Origin of the sequence: Amycolatopsis xylanica, assembly GCF_900107045.1 — a bacterium.
GTDB classification, from domain to species: domain Bacteria; phylum Actinomycetota; class Actinomycetes; order Mycobacteriales; family Pseudonocardiaceae; genus Amycolatopsis; species Amycolatopsis xylanica.
Genome location: NZ_FNON01000003.1, coordinates 682,725 through 704,911, shown reverse-complemented (window position 1 = coordinate 704,911; position 22,187 = coordinate 682,725). Strand labels below are relative to the sequence as shown.

The 22,187-nt window shown below is 68.1% G+C and carries 18 protein-coding genes; 8 read left to right on the top strand and 10 right to left on the bottom strand.

The window, feature by feature from the left end; translation table 11 throughout:
- Window positions 1–53: 53 nt before the first annotated feature.
- From BLV57_RS16910 to BLV57_RS16885, 6 genes are read left to right on the top strand one after another with little or no spacing between them, the layout of a single operon-like run.
- The gene (locus BLV57_RS16910; protein WP_091290434.1) at window positions 54–584 is read left to right on the top strand and encodes a YbaB/EbfC family nucleoid-associated protein; all 531 of its coding nucleotides are present in this window, start codon (window positions 54–56) and stop codon (window positions 582–584) included.
- 2 nt (window positions 585–586) lie between these two features.
- Window positions 587–904 (top strand): type VII secretion target, encoded by a 318-nt coding sequence (locus BLV57_RS16905; protein ID WP_091289692.1) that lies wholly within the window; start codon window positions 587–589, stop codon window positions 902–904.
- 11 nt (window positions 905–915) lie between these two features.
- Window positions 916–5,370 (top strand): DUF6531 domain-containing protein, encoded by a 4,455-nt coding sequence (locus tag BLV57_RS16900; protein WP_091289691.1) that lies wholly within the window; start codon window positions 916–918, stop codon window positions 5,368–5,370.
- 1 nt (window position 5,371) lies between these two features.
- On the top strand, window positions 5,372–5,836 hold the full coding sequence (locus BLV57_RS16895; protein ID WP_091289690.1) for a hypothetical protein: 465 nt from the start codon (window positions 5,372–5,374) through the stop codon (window positions 5,834–5,836).
- 26 nt (window positions 5,837–5,862) lie between these two features.
- A complete protein-coding gene (locus BLV57_RS16890; protein ID WP_091289689.1) occupies window positions 5,863–6,207 on the top strand; it encodes a hypothetical protein in 345 nt (114 codons plus the stop codon).
- A 46-nt stretch (window positions 6,208–6,253) separates the two neighbouring features.
- The gene (locus BLV57_RS16885) at window positions 6,254–6,649 is read left to right on the top strand and encodes a hypothetical protein (RefSeq protein ID WP_091289688.1); all 396 of its coding nucleotides are present in this window, start codon (window positions 6,254–6,256) and stop codon (window positions 6,647–6,649) included.
- A gap of 22 nt (window positions 6,650–6,671) precedes the next feature.
- On the opposite strand, the gene BLV57_RS16880 is transcribed toward BLV57_RS16885, so the two are convergent.
- The 6 genes from BLV57_RS16880 to ald all read right to left on the bottom strand — a co-directional run bounded on the left by BLV57_RS16880 (window position 6,672) and on the right by ald (window position 17,157).
- On the bottom strand, window positions 6,672–7,523 hold the full coding sequence (locus BLV57_RS16880; protein ID WP_091289687.1) for an SCO6745 family protein: 852 nt from the start codon (window positions 7,521–7,523) through the stop codon (window positions 6,672–6,674).
- Between the two features lie 467 nt (window positions 7,524–7,990).
- Window positions 7,991–11,758 carry an ABC transporter ATP-binding protein gene (locus BLV57_RS16875; protein ID WP_091289686.1) on the bottom strand — a complete coding sequence of 1,256 codons (3,768 nt, stop codon included), beginning with the start codon at window positions 11,756–11,758 and terminating at the stop codon, window positions 7,991–7,993.
- Window positions 11,759–11,793: 35 nt separating this feature from the next.
- The gene (locus tag BLV57_RS16870) at window positions 11,794–13,626 is read right to left on the bottom strand and encodes a protein-arginine deiminase family protein (protein ID WP_091289685.1); all 1,833 of its coding nucleotides are present in this window, start codon (window positions 13,624–13,626) and stop codon (window positions 11,794–11,796) included.
- A 72-nt stretch (window positions 13,627–13,698) separates the two neighbouring features.
- Complete coding sequence (locus tag BLV57_RS16865) at window positions 13,699–14,580, bottom strand: ABC transporter permease subunit (protein ID WP_091289684.1); 882 nt, start codon at window positions 14,578–14,580, stop codon at window positions 13,699–13,701.
- Complete coding sequence (locus tag BLV57_RS16860; protein ID WP_091289683.1) at window positions 14,580–15,647, bottom strand: ABC transporter ATP-binding protein; 1,068 nt, start codon at window positions 15,645–15,647, stop codon at window positions 14,580–14,582. Before BLV57_RS16860 ends, BLV57_RS16865 begins: the two co-directional genes overlap by 1 nt.
- A 394-nt stretch (window positions 15,648–16,041) precedes the next feature.
- Window positions 16,042–17,157 carry an alanine dehydrogenase gene (ald, locus tag BLV57_RS16855; RefSeq protein ID WP_091289682.1) on the bottom strand — a complete coding sequence of 372 codons (1,116 nt, stop codon included), beginning with the start codon at window positions 17,155–17,157 and terminating at the stop codon, window positions 16,042–16,044.
- A gap of 166 nt (window positions 17,158–17,323) precedes the next feature.
- Here ald and BLV57_RS16850 point away from each other — a divergent pair, with 166 nt between their 5' ends.
- Window positions 17,324–18,259, top strand: coding sequence for a zinc-binding dehydrogenase (locus tag BLV57_RS16850; protein ID WP_091289681.1), 936 nt, complete (start codon window positions 17,324–17,326; stop codon window positions 18,257–18,259).
- 55 nt (window positions 18,260–18,314) lie between these two features.
- Here the strand turns inward: BLV57_RS16850 and BLV57_RS16845 are convergent, their stop codons facing one another.
- The 4 genes from BLV57_RS16845 to BLV57_RS16830 form a co-directional block, all read right to left on the bottom strand.
- A complete protein-coding gene (locus BLV57_RS16845) occupies window positions 18,315–19,223 on the bottom strand; it encodes a zinc metalloprotease (RefSeq protein WP_091289680.1) in 909 nt (302 codons plus the stop codon).
- 157 nt (window positions 19,224–19,380) lie between these two features.
- Window positions 19,381–20,901, bottom strand: a complete 1,521-nt coding sequence (locus BLV57_RS16840; RefSeq protein WP_091289679.1) for a PucR family transcriptional regulator — start codon at window positions 20,899–20,901, stop codon at window positions 19,381–19,383.
- Between the two features lie 3 nt (window positions 20,902–20,904).
- Entirely contained in the window at window positions 20,905–21,348 is a 444-nt protein-coding gene (locus BLV57_RS16835; RefSeq protein ID WP_091289678.1) for a VOC family protein, read from the bottom strand.
- Entirely contained in the window at window positions 21,345–21,692 is a 348-nt protein-coding gene (locus BLV57_RS16830; RefSeq protein ID WP_091289677.1) for a PadR family transcriptional regulator, read from the bottom strand. The genes BLV57_RS16835 and BLV57_RS16830 overlap by 4 nt, the downstream gene beginning before the upstream one ends.
- A 58-nt stretch (window positions 21,693–21,750) precedes the next feature.
- Here BLV57_RS16830 and BLV57_RS16825 point away from each other — a divergent pair, with 58 nt between their 5' ends.
- Window positions 21,751–22,134, top strand: coding sequence for a VOC family protein (locus tag BLV57_RS16825; protein ID WP_091289676.1), 384 nt, complete (start codon window positions 21,751–21,753; stop codon window positions 22,132–22,134).
- The last annotated feature ends 53 nt before the right edge of the window (window positions 22,135–22,187 follow it).

Genomic DNA, 22,187 nt, shown 5'->3' with positions numbered 1-22,187 from the left:
GGGAACCGCCGGATCACCAGGTACGTCCCAGGTTCCGGCCGAGAGGGGGAGTGGTGTCCGACTTGTCTGACGTCGAGCGCATGGTCGACGACTGGGAGCGCGACGCGGTCGCGAAGTCACAGCGGTACGAGGCGATGCAGGCGCAGGTCCAGCAGATCTCGATCACCGAATCAGTGGCGAACGGCGCGGTGGCCGTGACGGTGGGTCACAACGGGTTGCCGACCGCGATCAAGATGACCGAAGGCGTCCGCGCCATGGCGCCCGACGAGATCGCCGCCAACGTCATGAAGGCGATCCAGAAGGCCCAGTCCAAGTATCCGGAACGCATGGCCCAGATCGTCGCGGAGACGGTCGGGGAAGACGACACGTCCCGCCACATCGTGGCCACGGCGGTCGACAACTTCCCGCCCGCCCCGCCCGAGGATGAGCCGTCTACGCCCGAGCCGCCGCGCCGCCAGCTCTTCGAGGCCGCGGAGGAGGAGCCACCCGCTCCCAAGGCGCCGCCCGCGCCCCCGCGCCCGACCCGCCCCGCGCCGCCGGATGACGACGACTTCGGCGACCAGTCGTTCCTGCGAAGGGATTGAACATGCCAGACGGTGGATACCGCGTACTCGGCGACGAGCTCGGCGGACACGCGGGCAAGGTCGACGGCCTGGCCGACCGCATGAAGACGGCGGTCGAGGCCGCCCAGCAGGTCACGATGGACAACAGCGCGTACGGCGTCATCTGCCAGCCGTTCGCCATGATGCTCGACCCGTTCGAGCAAATGGGCGTGCGCGCGCTCCAGACCGCGTCCGAGTCGATCAACGGCACCGCGGCCAAGGTCCGCGACGCCGTGTCCGCGTACGAGAAGCAGGAAGACGCCACGGCCGACGCGATCAAGAAGGCCGGGCCGGTGTACTGAGGGGGCTTTGAATGCCGGAGGGGAATCCGCTCGTCGCGCAGGCGCAGTCGCAGACGACCGGAGTGACGGGGATCGGGATCCTGGAGTCGGCCAACGACCTGGCTTCGGGCGTGAAGGACGGTTCGTGGGTCGAAGGCGGCCTCGGCGCGGTCGGCGTCGGCCTCGAGGTGCTGTCGCTGGCCATCGATCCGATCGGGACACTCGCGCAGTACGGGGTCTCGTGGCTGATCGAGCACGTCAAGCCGCTCAAGGACTGTCTGGATTGGCTGGCGGGGAATCCGCCGGTGATCCAGTCCTTTTCGGACACCTGGGCGAACGTGGCTCGCGAAGTCACCGCGATCGCGGGTGATCTGTCCAATGAGGCCAAGGGCGGGACCGCCGGCTGGTCCGGCGCGGCCGGTGACGCCTACCGTGGCGAGGTCGCCGAGCAGGTCGACGCGGTCGCGGGCGCGGCGTCGCTGTGCGACGGCATCTCGACCGGCGTGATGGTCATGGGCCAGGTCGTGGCGGCGGTCCGCGAGACCGTCCGCGACCTGATCGCCGAGCTGGTGGGCAAGCTGATCACCTGGGCGCTGGAGGAGGCGTGCACGCTCGGGTTCGCGACGCCGCTGGTGGCAGCGCAGGCGACGGCGGCGATCACGTCGACCATCTCGAAGGTCTCGCAGGTGATTCGGAAGCTGGTCAAGACGATCAGCAACGTGGGGCCCAAGGTTCGCAAGATCGTCGACAAGCTCGGCGAGATCATCGAGAAGCTCTCGAAGCTGGCGAAGAAGCTTGGGCGCAAGGCGGATGGCGCGACTTCGCCCTCTGCCGCACGCAAGGCAGGCAAGACCGATGTGGACGCTCCGAAGGAGCCCACGAGCCCGTCGAGCACGCACGACACCGACGGCACATCGCCTTCGTCGGCCAAGACGCACGACACCGCCGACACAACGCCATCTTCGTCCAAAACGGATGATCCGGCCGGTGGGACGCAGGCTTCTCGTGGCGATGGTTTCGGCACGCCCGATCGGTCGGCTCGACCGGGCTCGGCGCGGGACCAGGCCGCGAACCCGCGGGATACCGCGACGCCGCTCGATGGGCGCTTCTGCAAGAACGATCCGATCGACGTCGCTACCGGCGAGATGGTGCTCGGGCAGACTGATGTGGACCTGCCGGGATTGCTGCCGCTCGTGCTGGAGCGGACGCACGTTTCGTCGTATCGAGCCGGGCGGTTGTTCGGTCCGTCTTGGGCCTCCACGCTGGATCAACGGCTGGAGATCGACGAATTGGGCGTTTGCTATGTCGCACCCGACGGGGTGATCCTGGTTTATCCGCACCCGGTCGCCGATGAACGGCCGGTGCTGGCGGCCGAGGGTAAGCGTTGGCCGCTTGTGCGGGCATCCGACGGCGAGTATCGAATCGAGCAACCCGAGCTCGGGCGCACTCTGCACTTCGCGACCGCTGGTGCCGGAGTCGCCAAGATGGCCGCGATCATCGATCGAAACGGCAATTCGATACGGTTCGACTACGTCGGTGACACCATTACGGGAGTCCGTCACTCCGGAGGTTACCGCATACATGTCGGAACCCGGGCCGGGTTGGTCGTGGAGCTCGTGCTCAAATCGGATGGCGACACCGAGATTCCACTGGCCGGCTACCGGTACAATGCCAAGAATCGCCTGGTCGCGGTGCGGAATTCTTCTGGTTTGCCGATCGAATTCGACTATGACGACGCGGGGCGGATCGTTCGCTGGGTTGACCGCAATGGTCGGTGGTACCGGTATCTGTATGACGGTGAAGGGCGTTGTGTGGCCAATGAAGGTGAAGGTGGTTTCCTGAGTGGGACCTTCACCTACGATCAACGAAGTCGCGTTACCGGATTCGTCGACTCGCTGGGGAACCGGAGCACATTTCACTGCAACGAGCGCAATCAGATAGTCAAAGAGATCGCGCCGGACGGTGAAATTGTTCTGCGCGAGTGGGATCGTTATGACAGATTGCTCTCGCGTACGGACGAACTAGGCCGCACCACCCGATTCCGGTATGACGACGATGGTCGCGTGGTCGAGTTGATTCACCCCGACGGATCCTCGAAGAGTATTTCGTACGGAGACTTAGGCCTCCCCGTTACTGTGATCGATCCCGATGGTGCGACTTGGCGCCAGGAGTATGACGAACGTGGCAACCTGGTCTTGGTAGAGGATCCCCTGGGAGCGACCACTCGCTACCGGTATGACGACCACGGTGGGGTCGTGGAGATCATCGACGCGCTCGGGCACGTGCTCGTGCTCGAGGCGGACTCGTTGGGACTGACCAGCTCTGTGACCGATGCGCATGGCGCCATCACGCGGTACCACCGTGACCAGTTCGGCAGGCCGACTTTGATCGTCGACGCGGTCGGCGGTGAAACGAGGTTCGTGTGGACGGTTGAGGGAAATCTCGCCTCAAGGGTACTGCCGGGCGGTGAGGTCGAGCATTGGCGGTATGACGGTGAAGGGAATCGGACAGAGCACATCGATGCGCTGGGCAACCGCACGGTCAGCGAATTCACCTTCTTCGATCTGGTGCGCGCTGAGACACGTGCGGACGGTTCTCGTCTTGACTTCGAGTACGACGCGAACTTGAACCTGACCGCGGTGACGAATGCCGCCGGGCAGGTCTGGCGCTACCGCTACGACGCGACGGGTCGTCGGGTTGAAGAGATCGACTTTGACGGCCGCCGAACGACCTATGCCCATGACGCGGCCGGGCAGCTGATCGAGGTGGTCAACGGCGCCGGTGATGTGGCCGAATTCGACTACGACGGCATGGGTAACCTGATCGCCCGCCGCTCACGGGAAGGCGTGTCCACCTTCGTGTTCGACAGGGCCGGCCGCATGGTGGGGGCGTCGAACGCCGACGCCGTGGTCGAGTTCGAGCGGGACGCGCTGGGGCGGATTCGTGCCGAGGTGGTCAATGGCAGGCGGTTGGAGTCGGCCTACGACCTGCTGGGTAGGCGCACGCACAGGCGCACTCCGTCCGGAGTCGACGCCGAATGGGTCTACGAAGGACAATTGCGCCCGTCCGCTTTGCGTACCGCGGGGCGAACCTTTACGTTCGGCTACGACCTCGCAGGCAGGGAGACTGAGCGTCTTCTTGACACCGGAACGATTGTCGCGCAAGGCTGGGATAGTAACCATCGGCTCGTATCGCAAACCGTGTCAACGGTGCGTGGTCAGTTCCCTGAATCCGGTGCCCGCGCGAAAGTCTTGCAAAGCCGCCGCTACCACTATCGGCAGGATGGTTTCGTCCGAAGCGTCGACGACCAGAACCGTGGCAGGCGGGATTATTCGCTGGACCTGATCGGCAGGGTCACCGCGGTTCGGGGAGCAGACTGGGCTGAGCAGTACGCGTATGACGCGATGGGCAACGTCACCGGGGGTTCGTGGCCGGGGCACGACACCGCGGCGCAAGGTCCTCGTGAGTATCGAGGGAATTTGCTGGAGCGTGCGGGTGCCACGCTACTTCGGCATGACGCTCAAGGGCGATTGGTTCAACGTAGCAAGAAGCGGCTCTCTGCCAAGCCCGCAACCTGGCATTATGATTGGGATTCCGAAGACCGGTTGGTCGGTGTGGTGACTCCTGACGGAGCGCGATGGAAATATGTCTACGATCCGCTCGGACGGCGTATGGCCAAACTCTTGCTCGGCGAGGACGACGTGGTCGCCGGGCGGGTCGATTTCGTCTGGGATGGCGGGGTTCTCGCGGAACAAATCGACTCTGCCGGTCGAACGACCGCCTGGGAATGGGGTACGGATGGTTTGCGACCGCTCGCTCAGATCGAACTGACTCAGGATGAGGCGGATCGCCGGTTCTACTCGATCATCACCGATCTGATCGGAAGCCCGGCCGAGATGGTCGACGTGTCCGGCAACCTGGTCTGGGAAGCGCACACCACGCTATGGGGCCAGATGGTCGCCGGCCTGGCGGCAGGCCCGACGACCGCACTGAGGTTCCCCGGCCAGTATTACGACGAGGAAAGCGGCCTCTGCTACAACTACTTCCGTCACTATGATCCCGAGACGGGCCGCTACATCAGCACCGATCCACTGGGACTCGCGGCGGGGCCGAACCCGCGATCCTATGTGGACAACCCGATGCACTGGATCGACCCGTTCGGTCTCGCGCCCTGCAGGCAACGTCCGCGCATCGAGGACGGTAACCTCAAAGAAGGTTGGCAGCACATCGATGCACGCCATATTTCAGGGAATCATCCCAGCGGTCATGGCGATCTCATGCCACCTGGAACCACGCGAGAGCAGGTTCACCGGGCGGCGACGGATCTGGTTCGCCGAGGGGAACGGATATCCGATCCCAGCAAGAGAATCCAAGTGTATGAACGTCGTGGAACCGTGAACGGTATGCACGCCAGGTTCAGGGTGACGGTAGATTCCCATGATGGAAACCGGGTCATCACCTTCCACCCGGTGGGAAAGAGTGTGTGACATGGTCAGGTTCGAGTTCAGTCGACGTGAGGACCTCGATCACATCGAGCCGCCGAGTGGCTTTGACCTCGGTGACATGGAGATTGTCGGCAACGTGGGATCAGTCTCCTCGCGAGGCCGCGCTCCCGATCAGGGCATGATGATCTTCGTAGCGTTGGTCGAGTTGCTCGACGGGCTGCGGCGGAAGCTGAAGCCCGGCCATCCGTATGAGTTCGTCGGAGCGGATTCATCTTTCATTCTCGACTTCCGTGAGGAGAACGACTCGATTGTGATCGAGTCGGAAGGACGTCGGATCGACAGTTCGCCCAAGCTGGAGTCGCTCCGAGCCTTGTCCAGGGCAACGCATGCTTTTGTGGACAAGGAGCTTTCGAAGCTGCCACCGGATGATGCGGCCAAGGAAGACCTTGTGCCGTCGGTCGCTGACTTCGACGCGTATGTCACGGATCTGGCTCGCCGTGGTGGGTAATCGGCACGATCCCGAGCTGTTAACCGGTGAAGCTGCAGTGGGCAGCTTCGCGCACGGAGCTCGACTGGGCTCAGCTCGATCACGTAACCGTTGACTTGGCGACGCGATCCGAAGAAGAGGTCGAGGCCGCGATCCGGTCGGCCCCGCTCGGACGGCATGAGTGGGTGATCGCTCTTGTGAGTGCTCGAAAGGCTCCAATCCTGGCGTCGTTGGACGATGCTGTCGAAAACTACGATGAGCTCCTCGGTGGTCCTGGCTACCTCATTGGCGCTGACAAGGTCGCCGGTGAGCTCATTCCCGCGATCACGCATCTGGCCGAGTTTGACGGTGCGGACCGTTTGACGTTGCTCGACGATCGGCGAGTGGGCTAAGTGCACGTCGTCCTCGAGCTGGATAGCGGAAAGGTGCGGACAGGACATGACCGACCTGGTCACGGTGGAGCGCGGGGAGCCGAATTCCGTCGAACTCACGCGGCGACAGGTCAGGTTGGCTGTCGAAGCGCTGGCGCTTGTGGAAACGGATGTTCCGCTGGTTTCGATAGTGCGGGTCGGTGTCGAGGTCGCTGTTGTCCGTGGGTTGTGGGGACGGCTGCGGCAGGCGGTGCGTGAGTATGACGAGGCGCCGCGGGCTCGCCGGATGACGATCGCACTGTCCGATGTGGAACTTCACGTCGTGCATGCCGCGCTGGTGCTGGCGCCGCGGATTGTGGCTTCCGAGGAGGCGTTTCACATTCGGACGGGTGCCTTCAAGGAACAGATGTCGTCCTTGGCCGACGGCCTTATCGCCGGCGCGCACGCCGCTGAGGTCGGATAGCCACGGCCTGGGACGGTCAAATCTACGCCTGCTTGGGGAGGAACCAGGGCATGAGTTCCGCGGCGAGTGCCCGGCTGAAGGGTTTTACGAGGGTTTGGAGTTCGGCGCAGGCTTCTTCGCCGAGGTGGGCGTAGGGGGTGACGCTGTTCTCGTCGGTGGCGCGCTCGATCTCGGCTCGGCGGGCGGCGCCGGTGGGGGTGAAGGTGGGGGCTTCGTCGTCGGTGAGCCAGTCGCGTTTGCGGAGGGCGGCGATCGCGGCTTGCCAGTCTTCGATGGCCCAGGTGCGGGAGTTGCGGAGGGTTTCGGCGGGGACGTCGCCGGCCGCGGCGTGGGTGATGAGGGCTTCGATGCCGCTGAGGCCTGCCGTGAGCAGGGCCGCGATGTGGGCGTCGCCGCGGTATTCGCGGAGCAGGGTCTGGGCGTGCCAGAGGATCATGTGGGGTTCGGATGGCCAGGGCAGGGCGGCGTGCGCGGCGAAGAGGGGGCGGCCGGTCACGTCGGCGGTGATGGTTTCGGCAGCCGCGTGGATGAGCTGGGCCGCGCGGATCATTTCGGGGGAAGTGACCGTGTCGCCGAGGATGCGGCGGAGGACTTGGTCGGCCGCGGTGTGGCGGGCTTCGAGTACCGCGGCCGGGGTGGTGATGGTCCAGGCGTCGGCGAGGGAGGCGTGGACCGTGGCGGGGTTGAAGTTGTAGAAGGTCGCGACGACGACGGACGGCGGGACTGGGCCGAGTGCGGCTGACCTGGAGGCGAAGTAGCCCGCGCGGGAGGCTAGGCCGAGTTCCTTGTAGGCGGCCGTTGCTTCGGGGGCGAAGTAGATCATGCCGTGGTATGGCTCGATGATTCGCCAGGTCTTGCGTGCCGTCTCGATCATTCGGCCAACGTAGTACCAACCGGTCGGTATGACAATGCGCCCGCCGGCGGCGGCAGTGGCTCGTTGCCTGGGAGGGGCAAACTCGCGTACCGGACAGGCAAAGTCGCGTGCACGACAGGCAAAGTCGCGTGCGGGAGCAGCAAAGACTCAGTGCGCGTGCCTGGACGGACGACGCGCGTGCACAGATGGACGACACGCGTACGCGGATGGACGACGCGCGTACCTGGATGGACGGCATGCGTACGCGGATGGACGACGCGCGTGCACAGGCGGACGACGCGCGTGCACAGGCGGACGACGCGCGTGCACAGATGGACGACGCGCGTGCACAGATGGACGACACGCGGGCGCGAAGAGGCGGGACGCGTGCCTTGGGAGTTGGCGGGCGAGCACGGGGAGTCGGCACGCGTACCTGGATGGATGACGCGCGGGCTTGGGGAGTTGGCGGGCGGGCTTGGGGTGGGGGGTTAGGCGTGGGTGTCTAGGGACCAGAGGTGGGCGTAGGGGCCGTTGGCGGCCAGGAGGGTGGGGTGGGGGCCGGACTCGGCTATGCGGCCGTTGGCGAGGACGAAGATGCGGTCGGCTTTGGCGGCCGTGGCCAGGCGGTGGGCGACCACGAAGGTGGTGCGGCGGCGGGTGAGGTGTTCGGTGGCGCGGAGGACCGCTGCCTCGGTTGCGGGGTCCAGGGCGGCGGTGGCTTCGTCGAGCAGGAGGATGTCGGGGTCGACGAGTTCGGCGCGGGCCAAGGCGATGAGCTGGCGTTGGCCTGCTGAGAGGGAGCGGCCGCGTTCGCCTACGGGCTGGTGGAAGCCCGCGGGGAGGGAGGCGACGCCGTCGAGGGCGCCTACCGCGCGGACGGCCGCTTCGACTTCGGCGTCTGTGGCGGAGGGTTTGCCGTAGCGGACGTTGTCGGCGACCGTGCCCGAGAAGAGGTGGGCTTCTTGGGGGACTACGCCGAGGCGGCCGCGCAACGCGGTGAGGTCGTAGTCGCGGATGTCGACGCCGTCGATGCGGACCGTGCCCGAGGTGGCGTCGTAGAAGCGGGCGACCAGTTTGACTGCGGTCGACTTGCCCGCGCCGGTGGCGCCTACCAATGCCACGGTCTCGCCGGGGGACACGTGCATGGTGATGTCGGCCAAAGCGAGGGTTTCGGTTCCGGCGTAGGAGAAATTGACGGATTCCAGCGCGACTTCGCCGTGGAGCTTGGCGGGGACCGGGACCGGGTCGGCGGCGGGCGGGACCGAGGTGGGGGTGCGGAGGAGGTCGCCGATGCGGGAGAGGCCGACGCGGGCTTGCTGGTAGCCGTCGAAGACCGAGGAGAGCTCCTCGATCGGGGTGAAGTAGAGCTTCAGGTAGAGCAGGAACGCGAGCAGGACGCCGGCCGACAGGCTGCCCGCGGCGACGCGGTGGGCGCCCGCGACCAGTACGACGGCTTCGGCGACTCCGGAAAGCATTGAGACGAAAGGGAAGTAGGTCGCGATGTAGCGCTGGGCGCGCAGGCGGGACCTGCGGTAGGCGTCGCTGCGGGAGGCGAAGTCCTCGGCCGAACGCTCCTCGCGGCTGTACGCCTGGGCGACGCGGACGCCGGAGACGTTCTCCTGCATGTCCGCGTTGACCACACTGACGCGCTCGCGGGCCTCGGTGTACGCGGCCGAGGCCGAGCGGCGGAAGATGACGGTCGCCACGCCGAGTATCGGGAGCACGGCCAGCGCGTACAGCGCCAGCGAGACGTCGGTGAGCAGCAGGGCCGCCGAGATGCCGAGCAGGGTCAGCGCGCTGACCACGGCGGTGGACAGACCGGTCTGGAGGAAGGTCGACAGCGCGTCGACGTCCGTGGTCATCCTGGTCATGATCTTGCCGGACAGCTCGCGCTCGAAGTAGTCGAGGCCGAGCCGCTGCAGGTGCGCGTAACTGCGGACGCGCAGCGCGTACAGCACGGTCTCGCCGACGCGGGCGGTGAGCTTGGTGCGGGCCTTGATCACGAACCAGTCGGCGACGATGATCACCGCGCCGATCGCGGCCGCCGTCCAGATGCCCGACTCGAGACCGGCGCGGACACCCTGGTCGACGCCGTGCTGATAGAGCGCGGGCAGCGCGATCGCGGCGAGAGCGTCCGCCGCGACCAGGCCGATCGCCGCCGCCAGGAGCCAGCGCACCGGGCGCAGCAGGCCGCGCAGGCGGAACTCGGGGTCGGGCGCGGTGACGTCGACGCCGGTCAGGCGCGGGACGTCGGTGGCGGGCGGCAGGCGGCGCACGCCTTCGATCAGCTCTTCGGTCGGTGGCAGTTCCAAGGCCGCCGATCCGGGCGGGCCACCGGCCGGCGACGACGTGGTGCGCTGCTTGGCCGCGTCCGCGAGTTCGTCGGCCGCGTCGTGCTCGCCGGTGTCCGGCCACAGGCTTGGGGTGATGCCCGCCGGGCCGCATTCGAGGCCGTCGCAGCGATGGACCTCCTCGACGCCTTCGCCTTCGCCGCCGAGCAGCTCGCGGAACAACGCGCACCGCTCCTGCAGCTCGGCCGCGGTGCCGACGTCGACGACGCGCCCGGCGTCGAGCACGGCGATGCGGTCGGCCAGTGACAAGGTGGACCGGCGGTGCGCGATCAGCAGCGTGGTGCGGGAGGCGGTGACCGAGCGCAGCGTGTCGTGGATGGCGGCCTCGGTGACGGTGTCGACGGCCGAGGTCGCGTCGTCGAGCAGCAGCACGCGCGGGTCGGTGATCAGGGCCCTGGCGAGGCCGAGACGCTGCCGCTGGCCGCCGGACAGAGTCAGCCCGCGCTCGCCGACCAGCGTCTCGTAGCCGTTCGGAAGCCTGCGGATGAACTCGTCGGCCTCGGCCGCGCGGGCCGCCGCGAAGATCTCCTCGTCACTCGCGTCCGGGCGCCCGTACGCGATGTTCTCCTTGATCGAGGACGAGAACAGGAACGCCTCTTCGAAGACCACGCCGATCGCCTGGCGCAGCTCGGAGAGCTTGAGATCCCTGATGTCGACGCCGCCGAGCGACACCGATCCGGTGTGCACGTCGTAGAACCTGGGCAGCAGCAAGGAAATCGTGGACTTGCCCGAGCCGGCGGTGCCGACCAGCGCCAGCGTCTCGCCGGGGCGTGCCTGCAGCGAAAGCCCGTTGAGCACCGGATCCGTTCGGGTGTACCCGAAACTGACGTCGTCGAGGCGGATCTCCAGCGGGCCTTCGGGCAGCGGGACCGGGTCCGGCCGCTCGACCACCTCGGGCTGCGCGTCGATCAGTTCGTTGACACGCTCGGCGCCCGCCCTGGTCAGCTGGGCCTGCACGATCAGCGCCGACAGCATCCTGGCGGGCCCGATCAGCGCGGACACGTACGTCGCGAACGCCAGGAAGGTGCCCAGGCTGACGGTGCCGTGCAACGCCATCACGCCGCCGACGCCGAGCACCGCGACCTGCCCCGCGGCGGGCAGCGCCGCCGTGGTCGCCGTCGGCAGCGCGGACAGCCTGGCCGCGCGCAGGCGCTCCGCGTACAACGTCTTCGCCGTGCGCTCCAGCTTCGCGACCTCGCGCGCCTCCTGCCCGAAGCCCTTCACCACGCGCACGCCGGTGACGGTCTCCTCGACATGCTGCGCGACGTCCGCGGCCCGCTGCTGCGCGGACCAGGTGGCCGGGAACAGCCGCTTGCGGCTCTTGGCCAGGATGATCGCCACCCCCGGCGTGACGACGAGCGCGATCAGCGTGAGCGCGGGCGACATCCAGACCATCGCGCCGAGTGACAGCACCGCGAAGATCACCGAGCCCGCCGACAGCGGGACCTGCATGACGACCGTGGTGACCAGCTGCAGGTCGGTGATCGCGCGCGACGCGACCTGGCCGGTCTTCATCGAGTCCTGCTTGCCGCCGTCCAGCCGCGAGACCGCGGAGAACACCCGCTGCCGCAGGTCGTGCTGGACGTCCAGCGCCAGCCTGCCGCCGACGTACCGGCGGACGAACGCGGTGCCGAAGGCCAGCACCTGCAACCCGATCAGCGCCACCGCGAGCCAGGTGAGCTGCCCGGTGTGGCCCGCGACCGCGTCGTCGACCGCGGTCCTGACCAGCAGCGGGCTCGCCGCCTGCAGCCCCACCCCGAACATGGCCGCGAGCAGCGCGAGCACCACGAGCCTGGGGTGGCGCCAGCAGGCGGCGGCGAGACGGCGGATCCAGCCGTTCTTGACGGCGGGCGCTGTCTCGCTATCCGGGAGCCCTTGACGGGAACGCGTCGGTGCTGTTGTCACTCCGCCAGACTAAGCGTGCCCACCGACAAGTTCGATCACGCACGCCACCAATCGGCCTTGGTGGGCTCGCGCAACGCGTTGGTGATGCAGTGGACCTCGCCCAGCCACTTGTGAGCGAAATCCCAGTCTTCGACCCACGACACCTTCAGCGGAATGCCCGTGAGCGCCCGCTCGGTCTCGCGTTTGAACAGGTCGACGCCGCCGACACGCGGGCCGTGCGGATCGGGTGCGCCGAACACGCCGCCGCCGAGCGAGATGCCGTTCGGGATGCCCGCGGTGTGCGCGCCGAAGACCCGCTCAGGCACGGTGCGCTTTTGCAGGCCCGCCTTCGTCTGCGGGGGAATCCGGCCCGACGCGACGAGTTCGTCGATCTGGGCCAGGTGGACCTCCTCGAACAGCACCGGCACCCGGACCAGCTCGCGCTCGGTGAGCCCGGTTTCCCTGGTCAGCACGGCGATCTGGGTGTCGATGTGCTGGGCCGCGGTCTCGTTCTGCTCCAGGAACACCGGATCGGCGAGCGCCTCGTCGATCGTCGGCTTCTTCTTCTCACTGGTGCCGTCGAACAGCACCGCGTCGCCGTGTCCGTCCTTTGTGGCCTTGCGCATGACCTCGATGGCGAGCCGCGGGTCGGCGATCATCAGCGTCCAGCCGCGCGCGGTGCGCGCCGGGATCACGTGCGTGGTCTCGTCGGAGTGACCGACGATGAGCCACGAGGTGTCGATCACGACCGGGTCCGCGTACTGCGAGTCGATCAGCCTGGTGAACGAGGGATCCGGCTTGCGGCTCGCGACGCTGCCGTAGAGCGGCCTTCCCAGCGGATGGCCGCGATAGGGCGGCAGGCTCTCGTAGTTGCCGGTCGAGTTGAGACTGTCGTCGACCGTCTCGTCGCGCTCGCCGGTGAACTGCTGGACGACACCGACGCCCGGCCCGCGCAACGTGGTGAACACCAGTCGCCCGGCCGCGCGCAGTGAGGAACCGCCGCCACCGCTGGAGAAATCGGAGGTGCGCAGGTTCGCGCTGCGCAGCAGGACGTGCAGCACCTGAGGCTGCCCACCGGGGCCCGGCATGCTCGCCGTGGTGGGTTCGAAGATGTCCTGGAACCACTCGTCGTAGTCGGTGACCCTGGTCAGCGCGGACTCCGGCAGCTTCGCCGCCGTCATTGCCTTCTTGAGGTCACCGAGGAATTCGGGATACCCGCGCTCGGTCTCGACCGGCGGCTTCGAGGTCACCACCGTGCGCGGCGCCTTCAAATCGCTCTGCATGATCAACGGCGCCACCCGCAGCTGGACCGAGTCCGCGCTGCCAGAGACCTTGAGCGTCACGGTGACCACGCCGTTCCAGGCACTCTTGTCCCGGATGACATCGCGGCCTTCGAGTGCGAGCTTGGCGCCGTCGGTCAGCTCCTTGGCGGTGAGCGTCCCGCCTTCGCCGAGCGACGTCCACGAGCCGCCGCGCTCGATCCAGAGGCGGGCGTACCTGCCCTCACCCGCACCGAGCGACACCGTGCCGTCCTGGCTCGCCTTGCGCGGCAACGTCCGCAACGGCGCGAGGTCCGCCAGGTCCAGCGGCCCGTTGACGACGTCGTCCTGCGCGTCGTTGCACGCCGCGAGGCGGAGGTCGACCTCGATCGAATAGTCCTTGAGGTCGTCTTCGGTGACCTTGCAGCGTTTCGCGTCATCGTCGAGGTTCGGCAGGAAGATCGCCCCGCGCTGGGGCGTCCACCGGCCCTTGCCCGCCAGGTCGGCCCCGTCGACCGAACCGTTTCTGTTCGTGTCGGCCAACAGGACCGCGCCCGGCGGCGCCGCCAGCGCGGGCACTCCGGTGAAGAGCAGTCCGGCCAGCGTCAGCGAGACGGCACGTCCGCGCACAGGTCCCCCCTCTGTTCATGATCAATTCATGTCCAGCTTAGGGAGAAATGCGGCTTTCCCGCCGTGGGCTATCTAGGTGATGTCCCGCTTCTGGTTCGACGCCCAGCCGAATCCGAAGAACAGTGCGGTCCAGCCCGCGAAGATGAGCGCGGACGCCCACCACGAGATCACCCCTGGCGAGCCTGCGCTCAACTGCAGGAACCACTGGCCCCACCGGTCGTCGTCCACCCCGAAGTCGAGCGAATTGATCTTGAAGGCCTCTGACGCGATGCCGCCGACGATCCCGTTCGCGGCGCCGTTCGGCAGGATGGTGCCCAGCAGAGTGGTCCAGTTCCACGTGGCCAGCACGATCACGAACTCCAGCACCAGGAACCACACGAGCAGGAGCACGACCGCGAGTGTGACTTTGTTCAGCACCGCGCCGAGCCCGATGCCGAACAGCGTCACCAGCACGAACGACAGCACGGTCGCGCCGAGCGCCGCGAGCCACTGCCCTCCGCTCGGCATGCGCACGGAATCGACGCTGAGCAGCGTGCCCAACGCCGAGACGCCGAACGCGACAAGTCCATAGAGGACGCCCCAGACCACGTAGGTGATCATCTTGGCGCTGAGTGCGGAAATCCGGTTCGGCGCGGTGAGAAAGGTCGTGGTGATCGTCTTGCTGCGGTACTCGCCGGCCAGCGCGAACACGCCGAACAGCGCCGGGATGATCTGCGCGATGTTGACGCCGTGCGCCATCGACAGCAGACCGACCGGCAGCGCGTCCGGTTCCACGCCGATGGCGGAGGCGATGAGGGCGGCATCGCCGCTGCCGAGGAACTTCACGACGTCGTTCGCCGTCCGGCCGACCACCCAGGAGAACCCGAACGCGGTGATGACCAGCGGGATCAGCAGCACCCACCAGGTGTTGAGGGTGAGCGTCTTGCGGAACTCGGCTTTGATCAGGTTGCCCATCAGCCCTGGCCTCCCCAGCCCTGGTGCGGTCCCTGCTGCTGGAAACCAGGTGGCGGGGTCTGTTGTTGTTGGTACTGCTGCTGATACTGCGGTGGCGGCGGGAAGCCGCCGGGCGGAGGCCCTTGCGGCGGGCCCTGCTGCGGATAGCCGGGCGGCGCCGCGGCGAACTGCGGCTGGGTGAGCTGGAAGAACAGCTTCTCCAGGTCCGCGTGGTCCTCCTGCATGCCGTAGATCGCGACGCCCGCCTTCGCGGCGAGGTCACCGATCTGCTGCACGGTCGCGCCGGAGACGGCCACGCGGCCGTCCGGGTTCGGCGCCAGCTCGGTGAGACCGCCTTCCTGCAACGCCTTCACGAGCGCGGGCGCGTCCGCGGGCTGCACGAGCACACGCGAGCGCTGGCTCTTGCGGAGCTGCTCGAGCGAGCCGTAGTAGCGGGTCACGCCCTGGCTGATGATGACCACGTTGTCGATCGTCTGCTCGACCTCGTTCAGCAGGTGGCTCGACACCAGCACGGTGCGGCCCTCACGCGCGTAGGAGCGCAGGAAGTTCCGCAGCCACAGGATGCCTTCGGGGTCGAGGCCGTTCGCGGGCTCGTCGAGCACCAGCACCTGCGGGTTGCCCAGCAGCGCCGTCGCGAGCGCGAGCCGCTGCCGCATGCCGAGCGAGAACCCGCCCGCCTTGCGGTCCGCGGCGGTGCTCAGCCCGACGAGGCCGAGCACCTCGTCGGCGCGCTGGTCCGGCATGCCGATCGCGGCGGCGTAGACGAGCAGGTGGTTGCGCGCGGTCCGCTTGGGGTGGAAGCCCTCGTTCTCCAGCACCGAGCCGACCACGCGGGCCGGGTGGACGAGCTGGTCGTGCGGGCGGCCGTTGATGGTCGCCGAGCCCGAGGTGGGCGTCACCAGGCCGAGCAGCATGCGCAACGTGGTGGTCTTCCCGGCGCCGTTCGGGCCGAGGAAGCCGGTCACCGAGCCGGGTTCCACGGTGAAGCTGAGGTTCTGTACCGCTCTGACCGGCCCGAAATCCTTGGTCAGGTCCTGCACCGCGATGCGGCCGCTGCCGTCGTGCATACCGCTCCTTGTTGTTCCCCGACGTTGATCCGGCGCCATCCTGTCAAAGTCGGACACGCCGCGCGTGCGGAACCGCCGAGCGGGAGCCAAAGCGAGCTTCGTCACGATCGGTTCGGCGCGCACTTCACCGGGACCTGACGCGAACGGGGGCGATTGCCCGTCGGATGTCCGGTTTCGCGGCCGTATTCGACCAGGTAACCAGCTGCGCGGGTTCTCCGTTAACAAGTATTTAGGGCAACTTCGAGACCCCGTGCAGCGAAGTCAGGAGAAGTTGCCTAAGCTAGGAGGTGGCGGCCCGCTCCCAGTGACCCCCAGGCTGGTTGAGCGGGTCGCCCCTTACGTAAGACAGAAGCCCCCGCCGGTTCGACCGGCGGGGGCTTCTTCGTTACCCGGATCAGACCAGTGCGGATGCCACCGAGCTGTAGGGCAGGCCGTGCGCGACGGCGACCGGCTCGTTGGTGAGCTTGCCGTCGTGGGTGTTGAGGCCCTTGGCGAGGCTGCCGTTGGCCGACAGCGCCGCCTTCCAGCCGTGGTCGGCCAGCTGCACCGCGTAGGGCAGCGTGACGTTGGTGAGGCCGTAGGTGGACGTCCTCGGCACCGCGCCCGGCATGTTCGCCACGCAGTAGAAGACCGAGTTGTGCACCGTGTAGGTCGGCTCGTCGTGCGTGGTCGGGCGCGAGTCGGCGAAGCAGCCGCCCTGGTCGATCGCGATGTCGACGAGCACGCTGCCCGCCTTCATGCGCGAGACCAGCTCGTTCGAGACCAGCTTGGGCGCCTTCGCACCGGGCACCAGCACGGCGCCGATGACCAGGTCGGCCTCGAGCACGGCCTCTTCGACGCTGAGCCGGTTGGACGTGATCGTGCGGATGCGCGGACCGAAGTCGTTGTCGATCTGGCGGAGGCGGTCGACGTTGGTGTCGAGGATCTCGACGTCCGAGCCGAGGCCGAGCGCGACCCTGGCGGCGTTGATGCCCGCGACACCGCCGCCGATGACGACCACGCGGGCCGGGTGCACGCCGGGGATGCCGCCGGGCAGCACGCCGCGGCCGCCGCTCGGCTTCATCAGGGAGAAGGCGCCGACCTGCGGGGCGAGGCGACCGGCCACTTCGGACATCGGGGCGAGCAGCGGGAGCGCGCCGTTGGGCGTCTGCACGGTCTCGTAGGCGATCGCGGTGGTGCCGGACGCGAGCAGCGCGTCGGTCAGCGGGCGGTCGGCGGCGATGTGCAGGTAGGTGAACAGCACCTGGTCCTTGCGCAGGCGCGGGTACTCCTCGGCGATCGGCTCCTTGACCTTGAGCACGAGCTCGCCCTCGGCCCAGGTCTCCTCGGCGGTCGCGAGGATCTTCGCGCCGGCGGCGATGTACTCCTCGTCGGTGATCGCGGAACCCAGCCCGGCGTCCGTTTCCACGAAGACGTCGTGACCGCGCCCGACCAGTTCGTGCACGCCCGCCGGGGTCAGCGCGACCCGGTATTCGTGCTTCTTGATCTCACGGGGGACGGCGATACGCACTTTCTGCCTCCTGGCGGCGGAATCCGGGGTGGGGTGTTACCGACCACGGTGAGCCACCCGGACGGCGGTGTCATCGTGCCACCGGAACAGTATTGCCGCACTTTCATGGTCGCGCGGCGACAAGCCGTTGACCTCCAGATAAGTGGAGGTACCAGGCTCTGGAGGCATGAGAGCCGTGTGGTTGAAGGAGTTCGGCGGACCCGGGGTGCTGGTCGCGGGCGAGGCACCCGATCCGGTGGCGGGTCCCGGCGAGGCGCTGATCGCGGTCGAGTACGTCAACACGACGTTCGTCGAGACGCAGGTGCGGGCCGGGACCGGGCCGTTCCCGGTCGAGCTGCCGATGATCCCTGGCAACGGGGTCGGCGGGGTGGTCCGCGAGGGACCGCCGGAGTGGGTCGGCAGGCGCGTGGTCTCGTCGCTGCGCGGCTCGGGCGGGTACGCGGAGCTGGCGGTCGCGCCGGTTCCGAACCTGGTGGAAGTACCCGATGGGGTGGCGATGGCCGACGCCGTCGCGGTGCTGGCCGACGGGCGCACGGCGACCATGCTGATCCGCGCGGCCGGGCTGCGGCGGTGGGACACCGTGCTGGTCGAGGCCGCGGCCGGCGGGGTCGGCGGCGCGCTGGTCCAGCTGGCGCTGGCCGAAGGCGCGACCGTCATCGCGCTGGCGGGCGGGCCGGAGAAGGTCGAGCTGGCGCGGGGCCTTGGCGCGCATTTCGCGATCGACTACCGGCTCGACGACTGGCCGGATCGGGTCTACGACGCCACGTTCCGGGTGGACGCCGTCTTCGACGGGGTCGGCGGGACGATCGGGCGGCAGGCGTTCGAGCTGCTGGGGAAGGGCGGCCGGATGGTCAGCTTCGGGCTCGCCAGTGGCAGCTGGACCGACACGTCCGACGCGGAAGCGCGGGGTGTGAAGGTCGTGACGATGGGGAGGCCTGGCGCGGCGGAACTGCGCGAGCTGATCGGCAGTGCGCTGTCCACTGTGGCCAGTGGGGTGCTGCGGCCGGTGATCGGGCAACGTTTCCCGCTGGAGAAGGCCGCCGACGCGCACGCGGCGATCGAGTCACGCGGCACGGTCGGCAAGACCCTGCTGGTGCCCTGAGAACGGGATAAAGCGGGCTTTATCCCGGAGTGGGATAAAGCCCGCTTTATCTCGGCTAGCCGCGGTAGGCGTTCCAGGCGCTGGTCATGCGGGTGTTCTGGCCGGTGGTGAACTCGTACATGCAGCTGTCGTACGAGTAGTCCATGAAGTTGTGGATCGGGTCGACACCGGTGGAGCTGCAGGTGTTGCGGCCGGTCGGGCAGCCGGAGGCGGGGCTCGCCTCGGCCGGGGTGTCGGAGACGTAGTCGCCCGAACCGGAGCAGCCGCCCTGGAAGGTGTGGTAGAGCCCCATCCAGTGGCCGACCTCGTGGGTGGCGGTGTCACCCTCGTTGTAGTTGGTGGCCGAGCCGCCAGGGAACGAGGTGTCGAGGATGACCACACCGTCCATCGCGGGCGAGCCGCTGTAGTCCCACGGCCAGGTCGCCCAGCCGAGCAGGTCGTCGCCGAGTGACGCGGTGTAGATGTTGAGCGCGTTGGAGCCGCCCTTGTGCAGCGCGTTCTTCATCTGCGACTCGGCGGACGAGCCGTCGGTGATGCCGTTGTACCAAGCGGCCTTGTCGGTGTAGTCCGTGCTCTGCAGCGAGAAGCTGTAGCCCGCCTTGGAGTACGCGCTGTTGAGAACCGAGATCTGCTTGGAGATCGTCGACGAGCTCAGCTTGCCGGTGCTGCCCGAGTGGATCACGTGCACGTAGGTCGGGATGCTGACCGCGGCCAGCGAGTTGGTGCTCAGCTGCCGCTTCGAGGCGAGCTTCGACGCCATCTTGCTCTCGATCGACGCGGCCTGGCCTGGCGTGAGCGAGTGGACGTCACCGTCTTTGGACCGGGCGGCCGAGTGCTCGGGCGTGTAGCACTCCTGGCCGGGCGCCGCGGCGACCGTGCTCGCGCCGGTCGCGGTGCTCGGCACGGCGAGGCAGGCCAGCGTCAGCGCGGACAGCGCGGTCAGCTTGACGAGATGAGACCTCATGGGCAACTCCTCGGTTACGCTCAATGACCCTGAGTGGGCGAGGGGAAAGTAAGCGAGGAATTCACCTACTTAAGTGTCCTTTTTCGACAGTTTTCGGTGAACGGGTCGTTCGGCGCGATCCATGCGGGCTAACGCATAGGCCATTCGGCCGTATGGGTTAACTCCACCGTAACGTGACGAGCTGGGTGAGCAGCGCGAGCCGGACGTCCGGGTCCTCCAGGTCGAGCGGCACGAGCTCCAGCAGGCGGCGCATCCGATAGCGCAAGGTGTTCGGGTGGATCCGGAGTTCGCGCGCGGCCGCGCGCGGGTCGCCGGGATGCCGCAGCCACTCGTACAGCGTGTCGACGTAGCCGCTTTCGTTGGCGTCGTCGTGGGCGCGCAGCAGGCCGAGCGGGCCGAGCTCGGCGACGCGCGCGCCGCCGGCCGCGGTCGCGCCGCGGTGCAGGACGAGCGCGGTCCACGCCTCGTCGAAGGTGACGAACCGGCCGGGCACCAGTCCCGCGCGCAGCAGTCCGAGCGCCTCGTCGGCCTGGGTGCGTGAAACAGCCAATTCGCTGATCTCGCAAGCACTTCCGGCCGCGATGCGACCGGGTGCGTCGGCGAGCACGTCGGACCAGCCGTCCTCGTCGGGCACGACCGCGTAGAGCAGGCCGTCGAGTTCGGTCGCGGCCGGGCGGCGGCCGATGCCGCGGGAGATCTGCTCCAGCAGCGCGAGCCTGCGGCCCTCGGCGTCCGGGCTGTGGTCGCCGGGTATCTCGATGACGACCACGCGGTGCGGCGCGTCGGCGAGATCGAGGTCGGCGATGACGCGCCGGGGCCCGACCTTGCCTTCGAGCACCGCGCGCAGCAGTTCGGCCGAGGCGCGGCGCTGGGCGTCGGCGTGCGCGCGGCGGCGCAGCAGATGCAGCGCGACGACCGGTGCGGCGTCGGCGAACGCGGCGGCGCGCTCGTCGGAGACCGGGCCCGCGACGACCGCCCACATCGAGCCGAGCAGCTCGCCGCCCATGCGGATCGGGACGATCAGGCGCGGCAGCGTGCCGTCGCGCTGTGCGGGCACGAAGATCGTCTGGCGGCCGCGGGAAAGTTCGCGGAAGACGCCGCGTGAGCGGAACTTCGCGAGCACGTCGTCGGGGATGCGGCGGCCCATGATCGTGGAAACGCGCGCGGAGTCGGTGAGGTCCTGGCGCGCCGAGTAGGCGAGCACGCGGGAGTTGGTGTCCTCAATGGTCACCGGAGCGTCCACAACGGACGCGACGGCGTCGGCGAGCCGGAAGAGATCGGCGGAGCCGGGGCTTTCCAGCTCGGCCTCGTCGGCGATCGCGTCGAGCACGGTCCTGAGCAGCCAGACGAGCTGGGCCCACGAGGTCGCCGCGCGGACCTCGATCAACGCGATGCCCGCGGTCTTGGCGGCGCGCTTGACCGCGGCCTTGCCGGCCAGCGGCGGCTTGAACACCACGGCGGCGGCGCCGTTCGCGCCGCAGGTGCGCACGAGCGCGACCGCGTCCGCCGCGTCCTGTGTGGACACCGCGAGCACGAGGTCGCCCGGCCCGCCGGTGGTCGCGTGGCCGCCGGGCTCGGCGATCACCACGTCGGCGACCGTCGGGCCGTTTTCGGGCAGCAGCAAGGCATGCATCAGGGTCGGGCCGACCCGGTCGACGACCGTGCGCACGGAGATCACGGCTCAGACCTCCGGTGGGGTGCGGTCGTCGATGTCGGCCGGGGTGAACTGCTCGCGTTTCGTGGTGAGCGCCCAGCGGTGGCCGTCGGGGTCGACGATGCGGCCGTAACGCTCGCCGAAGAACATCTCCTGGATCGGCGCCTCGATGCTCGCGCCCGCGAACACCGCGCGCCGGGCGAGGTCGTCGGGGTCGGTGGTCTCGAGCGTGAGCAGCATCGGGGTGCCGCCGATCGTGCCGGGCGCGAGCGCGTCGAGCTGCGGGATTTCCTCGCTGAGCAGGAGCCTGGCGTCACCGATCGCGAGTTCGAGGAAGAGGACGGTGCCGTCGGGCAGCACGTTGCGGAACAGCTCGACCGCGCCGAATGCCTTGCGGTAGAAGGAAAGCGCGGCTTGCACGTCCTTGACGAACAGGTGCGGGACGAGGCCGAGCGCGCGTGCGTGGTTCATGCGGCGCCCGTCTGGTCGAGCAACCCGGCCTGGCCGGCGGCCGCGACCAGCCTGCTGAGCAGCGCGGCTTCCTGCGCGGCTCGTTCGCGGCCTTGCGGGGTGAGCCGGTAGTAGCGGCGGCGCGCGTCGTGTGGCTCGTCCTCGCGGGCGTCGGGGACCTCTTCGAGCAGGCCGTCCGCGGCGAGCCTGGCCAGCGTGCGGTAGAGCGTGCCCGGTCCCAATTGGACGGACCCGCCGGTGACCTCGCTGATGAAACCCATGATCCCGTAACCATGCGCCTTGCCGCCCGCGAGCGCGAGCAGGACTTGGAACCCTGCCGGGGTAAGCGGGTTGCTTTCGGCCATGCCCGGAGCATACACTCCACGCTCGTTGTATCCATGGTGGATATAGTGGGGAGCTCGCATGATTCGCGGAGTGCACAAGATCGTCGTCCCGGTGACCGACCAGGCGCGGGCGGTCCGGTTCTGGACCGAGACCATCGGGTTCACGGTCACCACGGACGTCCCGTACGACGACAAGGGCAACCGGTGGATCGAGGTGACCTCGGCCGACGGCGCGGTCGCGTTGATACTCAGCGCCGACCCCGTCGACGCCCGCCCCGCCGTGCGCGACGAGCTGCCGACGTCGAACTTCTTCTTCTACGCCGACGACCTCGAGAAGACCTACGCCGAGCTGACCGCCCGAGGCGTCGACTTCCCGGCCCCGCCCGAAAAACAACCCTGGGGCTGGTGGTCCATGTTCGCCGACAGCGAGGGCAACCGCTTCGCCCTCCAGCCCCGGGACTAGCGAAAAAAATCCCAATGTGGCATTGGTCAGGTTTCAGGCCGCCAATGTGGCTT

Bases quoted from the DNA above. Each gene is read 5' to 3' on its own strand.
- BLV57_RS16905 (WP_091289692.1), top strand. From the start codon at position 587: ATGCCAGACGGTGGATACCGCGTACTCGGCGACGAGCTCGGCGGACAC.
- BLV57_RS16900 (WP_091289691.1), top strand. From the start codon at position 916: ATGCCGGAGGGGAATCCGCTCGTCGCGCAGGCGCAGTCGCAGACGACC.
- BLV57_RS16895 (WP_091289690.1), top strand. From the start codon at position 5,372: ATGGTCAGGTTCGAGTTCAGTCGACGTGAGGACCTCGATCACATCGAG.
- BLV57_RS16885 (WP_091289688.1), top strand. From the start codon at position 6,254: ATGACCGACCTGGTCACGGTGGAGCGCGGGGAGCCGAATTCCGTCGAA.
- BLV57_RS16880 (WP_091289687.1), bottom strand. From the start codon at position 7,523: ATGATCGAGACGGCACGCAAGACCTGGCGAATCATCGAGCCATACCAC.
- BLV57_RS16865 (WP_091289684.1), bottom strand. From the start codon at position 14,580: ATGGGCAACCTGATCAAAGCCGAGTTCCGCAAGACGCTCACCCTCAAC.
- BLV57_RS16860 (WP_091289683.1), bottom strand. From the start codon at position 15,647: ATGCACGACGGCAGCGGCCGCATCGCGGTGCAGGACCTGACCAAGGAT.
- BLV57_RS16850 (WP_091289681.1), top strand. From the start codon at position 17,324: ATGAGAGCCGTGTGGTTGAAGGAGTTCGGCGGACCCGGGGTGCTGGTC.
- BLV57_RS16845 (WP_091289680.1), bottom strand. From the start codon at position 19,223: ATGAGGTCTCATCTCGTCAAGCTGACCGCGCTGTCCGCGCTGACGCTG.
- BLV57_RS16835 (WP_091289678.1), bottom strand. From the start codon at position 21,348: ATGAACCACGCACGCGCGCTCGGCCTCGTCCCGCACCTGTTCGTCAAG.
- BLV57_RS16830 (WP_091289677.1), bottom strand. From the start codon at position 21,692: ATGGCCGAAAGCAACCCGCTTACCCCGGCAGGGTTCCAAGTCCTGCTC.
- BLV57_RS16825 (WP_091289676.1), top strand. From the start codon at position 21,751: ATGATTCGCGGAGTGCACAAGATCGTCGTCCCGGTGACCGACCAGGCG.